The following is a 5,191-nucleotide window of genomic DNA, read 5'->3' as shown; positions in this document are numbered from 1 at the left end:
AAGGATCTAGGTGAAGATCCTTTTTGATAATCTCATGACCAAAATCCCTTAACGTGAGTTTTCGTTCCACTGAGCGTCAGACCCCGAAACCGCGACGCTTACAGCTGAAAGCGACCAGGTGCTCGGCGTGGCAAGACTCGCAGCGAACCCGTAGAAAGCCATGCTCCAGCCGCCCGCATTGGAGAAATTCTTCAAATTCCCGTTGCACATAGCCCGGCAATTCCTTTCCCTGCTCTGCCATAAGCGCAGCGAATGCCGGGTAATACTCGTCAACGATCTGATAGAGAAGGGTTTGCTCGGGTCGGTGGCTCTGGTAACGACCAGTATCCCGATCCCGGCTGGCCGTCCTGGCCGCCACATGAGGCATGTTCCGCGTCCTTGCAATACTGTGTTTACATACAGTCTATCGCTTAGCGGAAAGTTCTTTTACCCTCAGCCGAAATGCCTGCCGTTGCTAGACATTGCCAGCCAGTGCCCGTCACTCCCGTACTAACTGTCACGAACCCCTGCAATAACTGTCACGCCCCCCTGCAATAACTGTCACGAACCCCTGCAATAACTGTCACGCCCCCAAACCTGCAAACCCAGCAGGGGCGGGGGCTGGCGGGGTGTTGGAAAAATCCATCCATGATTATCTAAGAATAATCCACTAGGCGCGGTTATCAGCGCCCTTGTGGGGCGCTGCTGCCCTTGCCCAATATGCCCGGCCAGAGGCCGGATAGCTGGTCTATTCGCTGCGCTAGGCTACACACCGCCCCACCGCTGCGCGGCAGGGGGAAAGGCGGGCAAAGCCCGCTAAACCCCACACCAAACCCCGCAGAAATACGCTGGAGCGCTTTTAGCCGCTTTAGCGGCCTTTCCCCCTACCCGAAGGGTGGGGGCGCGTGTGCAGCCCCGCAGGGCCTGTCTCGGTCGATCATTCAGCCCGGCTCATCCTTCTGGCGTGGCGGCAGACCGAACAAGGCGCGGTCGTGGTCGCGTTCAAGGTACGCATCCATTGCCGCCATGAGCCGATCCTCCGGCCACTCGCTGCTGTTCCCTTGCCCGCACCCGCTGAATTTCGGCATTGATTCGCGCTCGTTGTTCTTCGAGCTTGGCCAGCCGATCCGCCGCCTTGTTGCTCCCCTTAACCATCTTGACACCCCATTGTTAATGTGCTGTCTCGTAGGCTATCATGGAGGCACAGCGGCGGCAATCCCGACCCTACTTTGTAGGGGAGGGCGCACTTACCGGTTTCTCTTCGAGAAACTGGCCTAACGGCCACCCTTCGGGCGGTGCGCTCTCCGAGGGCCATTGCATGGAGCCGAAAAGCAAAAGCAACAGCGAGGCAGCATGGCGATTTATCACCTTACGGCGAAAACCGGCAGCAGGTCGGGCGGCCAATCGGCCAGGGCCAAGGCCGACTACATCCAGCGCGAAGGCAAGTATGCCCGCGACATGGATGAAGTCTTGCACGCCGAATCCGGGCACATGCCGGAGTTCGTCGAGCGGCCCGCCGACTACTGGGATGCTGCCGACCTGTATGAACGCGCCAATGGGCGGCTGTTCAAGGAGGTCGAATTTGCCCTGCCGGTCGAGCTGACCCTCGACCAGCAGAAGGCGCTGGCGTCCGAGTTCGCCCAGCACCTGACCGGTGCCGAGCGCCTGCCGTATACGCTGGCCATCCATGCCGGTGGCGGCGAGAACCCGCACTGCCACCTGATGATCTCCGAGCGGATCAATGACGGCATCGAGCGGCCCGCCGCTCAGTGGTTCAAGCGGTACAACGGCAAGACCCCGGAGAAGGGCGGGGCACAGAAGACCGAAGCGCTCAAGCCCAAGGCATGGCTTGAGCAGACCCGCGAGGCATGGGCCGACCATGCCAACCGGGCATTAGAGCGGGCTGGCCACGACGCCCGCATTGACCACAGAACACTTGAGGCGCAGGGCATCGAGCGCCTGCCCGGTGTTCACCTGGGGCCGAACGTGGTGGAGATGGAAGGCCGGGGCATCCGCACCGACCGGGCAGACGTGGCCCTGAACATCGACACCGCCAACGCCCAGATCATCGACTTACAGGAATACCGGGAGGCAATAGACCATGAACGCAATCGACAGAGTGAAGAAATCCAGAGGCATCAACGAGTTAGCGGAGCAGATCGAACCGCTGGCAAAGGAAATCGGGGCAGAGGTCGATAGTGGTGGGGCGCTCAAGCACATACAGGACTGCATCGAGCGCCTTTGGAAGGTATCCATCATCGCCCAGAATGGCCGCAAGCGGCAGGGGTTTCGGCTGCTGTCGGAGTACGCCAGCGACGAGGCGGACGGGCGCCTGTACGTGGCCCTGAACCCCTTGATCGCGCAGGCCGTCATGGGTGGCGGCCAGCATGTGCGCATCAGCATGGACGAGGTGCGGGCGCTGGACAGCGAAACCGCCCGCCTGCTGCACCAGCGGCTGTGTGGCTGGATCGACCCCGGCAAAACCGGCAAGGCTTCCATAGATACCTTGTGCGGCTATGTCTGGCCGTCAGAGGCCAGTGGTTCGACCATGCGCAAGCGCCGCCAGCGGGTGCGCGAGGCGTTGCCGGAGCTGGTCGCGCTGGGCTGGACGGTAACCGAGTTCGCGGCGGGCAAGTACGACATCACCCGGCCCAAGGCGGCAGGCTGACCCCCCCCACTCTATTGTAAACAAGACATTTTTATCTTTTATATTCAATGGCTTATTTTCCTGCTAATTGGTAATACCATGAAAAATACCATGCTCAGAAAAGGCTTAACAATATTTTGAAAAATTGCCTACTGAGCGCTGCCGCACAGCTCCATAGGCCGCTTTCCTTGCTTTGCTTCCAGATGTATGCTATTCTGCTCCTGCAGCTAATGGATCACCGCAAACAGGTTACTCGCCTGGGGATTCCCTTTCGACCCGAGCATCCGTATGATACTCATGCTCGATTATTATTATTATAGAAGCCCCCATGAATAAATCGCTCATCATTTTCGGCATCGTCAACATAACCTCGGACAGTTTCTCCGATGGAGGCCGGTATCTGGCGCCAGACGCAGCCATTGCGCAGGCGCGTAAGCTGATGGCCGAGGGGGCAGATGTGATCGACCTCGGTCCGGCATCCAGCAATCCCGACGCCGCGCCTGTTTCGTCCGACACAGAAATCGCGCGTATCGCGCCGGTGCTGGACGCGCTCAAGGCAGATGGCATTCCCGTCTCGCTCGACAGTTATCAACCCGCGACGCAAGCCTATGCCTTGTCGCGTGGTGTGGCCTATCTCAATGATATTCGCGGTTTTCCAGACGCTGCGTTCTATCCGCAATTGGCGAAATCATCTGCCAAACTCGTCGTTATGCATTCGGTGCAAGACGGGCAGGCAGATCGGCGCGAGGCACCCGCTGGCGACATCATGGATCACATTGCGGCGTTCTTTGACGCGCGCATCGCGGCGCTGACGGGTGCCGGTATCAAACGCAACCGCCTTGTCCTTGATCCCGGCATGGGGTTTTTTCTGGGGGCTGCTCCCGAAACCTCGCTCTCGGTGCTGGCGCGGTTCGATGAATTGCGGCTGCGCTTCGATTTGCCGGTGCTTCTGTCTGTTTCGCGCAAATCCTTTCTGCGCGCGCTCACAGGCCGTGGTTCGGGGGATGTCGGGGCCGCGACACTCGCTGCAGAGCTTGCCGCCGCCGCAGGTGGAGCTGACTTCATCCGCACACACGAGCCGCGCCCCTTGCGCGACGGGCTGGCGGTATTGGCGGCGCTGAAAGAAACCGCAAGAATTCGTTAACTGCACATTCGGGATATTTCTCTATATTCGCGCTTCATCAGAAAACTGAAGGAACCTCCATTGAATCGAACTAATATTTTTTTTGGTGAATCGCATTCTGACTGGTTGCCTGTCAGAGGCGGAGAATCTGGTGATTTTGTTTTTCGACGTGGTGACGGGCATGCCTTCGCGAAAATCGCACCTGCTTCCCGCCGCGGTGAGCTCGCTGGAGAGCGTGACCGCCTCATTTGGCTCAAAGGTCGAGGTGTGGCTTGCCCCGAGGTCATCAACTGGCAGGAGGAACAGGAGGGTGCATGCTTGGTGATAACGGCAATTCCGGGAGTACCGGCGGCTGATCTGTCTGGAGCGGATTTGCTCAAAGCGTGGCCGTCAATGGGGCAGCAACTTGGCGCTGTTCACAGCCTATCGGTTGATCAATGTCCGTTTGAGCGCAGGCTGTCGCGAATGTTCGGACGCGCCGTTGATGTGGTGTCCCGCAATGCCGTCAATCCCGACTTCTTACCGGACGAGGACAAGAGTACGCCGCAGCTCGATCTTTTGGCTCGTGTCGAACGAGAGCTACCGGTGCGGCTCGACCAAGAGCGCACCGATATGGTTGTTTGCCATGGTGATCCCTGCATGCCGAACTTCATGGTGGACCCTAAAACTCTTCAATGCACGGGTCTGATCGACCTTGGGCGGCTCGGAACAGCAGATCGCTATGCCGATTTGGCACTCATGATTGCTAACGCCGAAGAGAACTGGGCAGCGCCAGATGAAGCAGAGCGCGCCTTCGCTGTCCTATTCAATGTATTGGGGATCGAAGCCCCCGACCGCGAACGCCTTGCCTTCTATCTGCGATTGGACCCTCTGACTTGGGGTTGATGTTCATGCCGCCTGTTTTTCCTGCTCATTGGCACGTTTCGCAACCTGTTCTCATTGCGGACACCTTTTCCAGCCTCGTTTGGAAAGTTTCATTGCCAGACGGGACTCCTGCAATCGTCAAGGGATTGAAACCTATAGAAGACATTGCTGATGAACTGCGCGGGGCCGACTATCTGGTATGGCGCAATGGGAGGGGAGCAGTCCGGTTGCTCGGTCGTGAGAACAATCTGATGTTGCTCGAATATGCCGGGGAGCGAATGCTCTCTCACATCGTTGCCGAGCACGGCGACTACCAGGCGACCGAAATTGCAGCGGAACTAATGGCGAAGCTGTATGCCGCATCTGAGGAACCCCTGCCTTCTGCCCTTCTCCCGATCCGGGATCGCTTTGCAGCTTTGTTTCAGCGGGCGCGCGATGATCAAAACGCAGGTTGTCAAACTGACTACGTCCACGCGGCGATTATAGCCGATCAAATGATGAGCACTTTTAAAGTTCTGCTATGTGGTGCGGTATTATCCCGTGTTGACGCCGGGCAAGAGCAACTCGGTCGCCGCATA

At 58.4% G+C, this 5,191-nt stretch carries 4 protein-coding genes and 4 pseudogenes; 7 read left to right on the top strand and 1 reads right to left on the bottom strand.

Annotation, left to right across the window (positions count from 1 at the left end):
* Nucleotides 1–85 precede the first annotated feature (85 nt).
* Nucleotides 86–367: pseudogene (locus J3U63_RS12970) on the bottom strand (IS91 family transposase); the annotation flags it as partial.
* Between the two features lie 519 nt (nt 368–886).
* Between J3U63_RS12970 and J3U63_RS12965 the strand changes: the two are divergent.
* From J3U63_RS12965 to J3U63_RS12935, 7 genes and pseudogenes are all read left to right on the top strand, one after another.
* Nucleotides 887–1,009: a hypothetical protein gene (locus J3U63_RS12965; RefSeq protein ID WP_267349248.1), complete on the top strand. Its 123-nt coding sequence runs from the start codon at nt 887–889 to the stop codon at nt 1,007–1,009.
* Between the two features lie 323 nt (nt 1,010–1,332).
* Nucleotides 1,333–1,974, top strand: a pseudogene (locus J3U63_RS12960) (MobA/MobL family protein); the annotation flags it as partial.
* Nucleotides 1,975–2,080: 106 nt separating this feature from the next.
* A pseudogene (locus tag J3U63_RS12955) lies at nt 2,081–2,131 on the top strand (mobilization protein); the annotation flags it as partial.
* A gap of 15 nt (nt 2,132–2,146) precedes the next feature.
* Nucleotides 2,147–2,647, top strand: a pseudogene (repC, locus tag J3U63_RS12950) (replication protein C, IncQ-type); the annotation flags it as partial.
* A gap of 307 nt (nt 2,648–2,954) precedes the next feature.
* Nucleotides 2,955–3,770: a sulfonamide-resistant dihydropteroate synthase Sul2 gene (gene sul2 / locus J3U63_RS12945; protein WP_267371801.1), complete on the top strand. Its 816-nt coding sequence runs from the start codon at nt 2,955–2,957 to the stop codon at nt 3,768–3,770.
* Between the two features lie 60 nt (nt 3,771–3,830).
* On the top strand, nt 3,831–4,634 hold the full coding sequence (gene aph(3'')-Ib, locus J3U63_RS12940) for an aminoglycoside O-phosphotransferase APH(3'')-Ib (protein ID WP_001082319.1): 804 nt from the start codon (nt 3,831–3,833) through the stop codon (nt 4,632–4,634).
* A partial coding sequence (locus J3U63_RS12935) for an aminoglycoside phosphotransferase family protein (RefSeq protein ID WP_416379689.1) occupies nt 4,634–5,191 on the top strand: 558 nt, incomplete at its 3' end. The genes aph(3'')-Ib and J3U63_RS12935, both read left to right, overlap by 1 nt.

Origin of the sequence: Gilliamella sp. B2838, assembly GCF_026536185.1 — a bacterium.
Classification (GTDB): Bacteria; Pseudomonadota; Gammaproteobacteria; order Enterobacterales; family Orbaceae; genus Gilliamella.
This window is presented reverse-complemented; position numbering and strand designations above follow the sequence as displayed.